Raw genomic sequence first — 3,407 nt, 5'->3', positions numbered from 1 at the left:
CCCTGCCCGCTGGTCCAGCCCGACTGGTGCCATTTTTCCCGCCGCGTCGCCCGCTCGCGCCTGCATCGGCTGGCCAAGGATGCCGACGTGCCGTGGGAAGACGAGAAATTCATCTACGTCGCGGCTTCTCGCGACGGCCCCACATCACACCAGGCACGAGTTCTTGCGCCACCGAAATCCGGCTCCGGCAAGGTTCTGCTCAAGCTTTGCCAGGACGACGGCACCGCCACCGAGCGCTTGTTCACCAAGCGCGACGGCGCCGACTTCAAGTTGGCCCGGCGATTGGACTGGGGCGACAGGCTGGACAACATCGCAAAATGAACAGTGCCATTGTTCTTGCTTTGTTCCGACGAGTCAGATAGAGATCCACGCCCTGTCGAGTCAACCGGAATCGGGGCACGCGAATACTCTCCTGTGGACGATTGGTTGTTCCTGTGAACAACGGGCATCAAGGTTCTTTGGTTGGGTAGTGATGCAGAAAGGTCAGCACCGACTCATCACGTTCTGATATCGAAAGGCCGGGATTGAAATCGGGGATATCATGGCAGAGGCAGCGCGAAAATTCGGCGTCGCGGAAACACCGCTTTATCGTGAAGCGCCAAACAACATCGAGGCCGAGCAGGCGTTGCTCGGCGCCATCCTCGTCAACAACGACGCCTTCTACCGCGTCTCTGACTTCCTCAAGGCCAGCCATTTCTACGAGCCGCTGCACCGCAAGATCTATGAGGTGGCGTCCGAGTTCATCCGTATGGGCAAGGTGGCGACGCCGATCACACTGAAAACCTTCCTGCCGGCCGACGAGAAGGTTGGGGACATGACGATGGCGCAATATGTCGTGCGGCTGGCGGTCGAGGCTGTGACCGTCGTCAACGCCACCGACTATGGCCGCGCCATCTATGACCTTGCGACGCGCCGCGCGCTGATCACCGTCGGCGAAGACATGGTCAACATCGCCTATGACGCGCCGGTCGACATGGCACCCGGCGAACAGATCGAGGATGCCGAGCGGCGGCTGTTCGAGCTGGCCGAAAACGGCCGCTACGATGGCGGTTTCGAAAGCTTTTCCGATGCGTTGAAGAATGCCGTCGACATGGCCAGCGCGGCCTATATGCGCGATGGCCACCTGTCCGGCATTGCCACCGGCCTGCGCGATCTCGACCATCGCATGGGTGGCCTGCAGCCTTCGGATTTGATCATCATCGCCGGCCGCCCAGGCATGGGCAAGACGTCGCTGGCCACCAACATCGCCTACAACATCGCTGCCGCCTATGAGCCTGCCCAACAGGCCGACGGCTCCGTCAAGGCGGCCAATGGCGGCGTCGTCGGCTTCTTCTCGCTTGAAATGTCGTCGGAGCAGCTGGCCACCCGCATCATCTCCGAGCAGACCGAGATTCCATCATCGAAAATCCGGCGCGGCGATTTGACGGAAGCCGATTTCGGCAAGCTTGTCGCCTACACGCAGGAGAACCACAAGCGCCCGCTCTACATCGACCAGACGGGTGGTATCTCGATCGCCCAGCTCGCGGCGCGCGCCCGCCGCCTCAAGCGCCAGCGCGGGCTGGACCTGATGGTCATCGACTATATCCAGCTGATGCAGGGTTCATCTGCCAAGGCGTCGCAGAACCGCGTCCAGGAAATCACCGAGATCACCACCGGACTGAAGGCGCTCGGCAAGGAGTTGGGCGTGCCGATCATCGCGCTCTCACAGCTCTCGCGTCAAGTCGAAAGCCGCGACGACAAACATCCGCAGCTGTCCGACCTGCGCGAATCGGGCTCGATCGAGCAGGACGCCGACGTCGTGCTGTTCGTGTACCGCGAGGAATATTACATCAAGAACAAGGAGCCGGAGAAAGGCACGCCCGAGCATCTCGCCTGGGAGACGAAGATGATCGAGGTCCAGGGCAAGGCCGAAGTGATCATAGCCAAGCAGCGCCATGGACCGACCGGCACCGTCAGCCTTGCCTTCCAGGGCGAGTTCACCCGCTTCTCCGACCTCGCCGAGGAGCATCATCTGCCGGAAAGGTTCGAGTGACCTATTGAGACAGGTCCCATTCCTTGGCGCCCCCCTCTGTCCTGCCGGACATCTCCCCCTCAAGGGGGGAGATCGGATGGCATCGACGCTTTCGCCAATTTTTGGCGTTGAAAAGAAGGCGCAAGCGCTGAAGCTGCAAATCTCCCCCCTGGAGGGGGAGATGGCCGGCAGGCCAGAGAGGGGCGCTGCCCCGCCAGCCTGTCACGGCGTGGCTTCCATCTAATGGCCAAGTCGCGCGTCCAATTCATCTGCCAAAGTTGCGGATCGGTGCATCAGCGCTGGGCCGGCAAATGCGATGCCTGCGGCGAGTGGAACACGCTGGTCGAGGAAGGCACGTCCGGCGGCATCGGCTCAGGACCAGCCAACACGCGCAACGCCCGCAAGGGACGCGCCGTGGTGCTGACCACGCTGTCCGGCGATATCGAGGACGCGCCACGCATCATCTCGGGCATTGGCGAACTCGATCGCGCCACCGGCGGCGGGTTCGTGCGCGGCTCGGCGCTGCTGGTCGGCGGCGACCCCGGCATCGGCAAGTCGACGCTGCTCACCCAGGCGGCCGCGGCGCTGGCATCAAAAGGCCACCGCATCGTCTATGTCTCGGGCGAAGAGGCGGTCGCGCAGATCAGGCTGCGGGCGCAGCGGCTTGGCGTCGCCTCCTCTCCGGTGGAACTTGCCGCCGAGACCAATGTCGAGGACATCCTGGCGACGATCGCCGACGGCAAGCGGCCTGATCTCGTCATCCTGGATTCGATCCAGACGCTGTGGACCGACCTTGCCGATTCGGCACCCGGAACCGTCACCCAGGTGCGCGCTGCCGCCCAGGCGATGATCCGCTATGCGAAATCCACGGGTGCGGCGATCGTACTGGTCGGCCATGTCACCAAGGAAGGCCAGATCGCCGGGCCGCGCGTCGTCGAGCACATGGTTGACGCCGTGCTCTACTTCGAAGGCGAAGGCGGCCACCACTACCGCATCCTGCGTACGGTGAAGAACCGTTTTGGACCGACCGACGAGATCGGCGTCTTCGAAATGTCGGACAAGGGCCTGCGCGAGGTCGCCAATCCGTCCGAGCTTTTTCTTGGCGAACGCCATGCCAAATCGCCGGGGGCGGCGGTTTTCGCCGGCATGGAGGGGACAAGGCCGGTGCTGGTCGAGATCCAGGCACTGGTCGCACCCTCCTCGCTCGGCACGCCGCGCCGCGCCGTCGTCGGCTGGGACGGCGCCCGGCTGTCGATGATCCTGGCGGTTCTCGAAGCCCATTGCGGGGTGCGATTCGGCAGCCATGATGTCTATCTCAATGTCGCCGGCGGCTACCGGATTTCGGAGCCCGCGGCAGATCTCGCAGTGGCGGCCGCCCTGGGTTCCTTGCTCACCG

The 3,407-nt window shown here is 63.4% G+C and carries 3 protein-coding genes; all 3 read left to right on the top strand.

The window, feature by feature from the left end:
- The coding region (locus EN994_RS23410; RefSeq protein WP_245466067.1) for a small ribosomal subunit Rsm22 family protein at positions 1–321 on the top strand (321 nt) is incomplete at its 5' end.
- Positions 322–541: 220 nt separating this feature from the next.
- On the top strand, positions 542–2,032 hold the full coding sequence (locus tag EN994_RS23405) for a replicative DNA helicase (RefSeq protein WP_013532525.1): 1,491 nt from the start codon (positions 542–544) through the stop codon (positions 2,030–2,032).
- A 222-nt stretch (positions 2,033–2,254) separates the two neighbouring features.
- Positions 2,255–3,407, top strand: a 1,153-nt coding sequence (gene radA / locus EN994_RS23395) for a DNA repair protein RadA (RefSeq protein WP_127307833.1), incomplete at its 3' end; no start/stop codon positions are given.

It is taken from the genome of Mesorhizobium sp. M7A.F.Ca.CA.002.09.1.1, from assembly GCF_003998555.1.
In the GTDB taxonomy this organism is placed as follows: domain Bacteria; phylum Pseudomonadota; class Alphaproteobacteria; order Rhizobiales; family Rhizobiaceae; genus Mesorhizobium; species Mesorhizobium ciceri.
The sequence above is the reverse complement of the archived record's forward strand: the minus strand, read 5'-3'. Positions and strand labels throughout refer to the sequence as shown.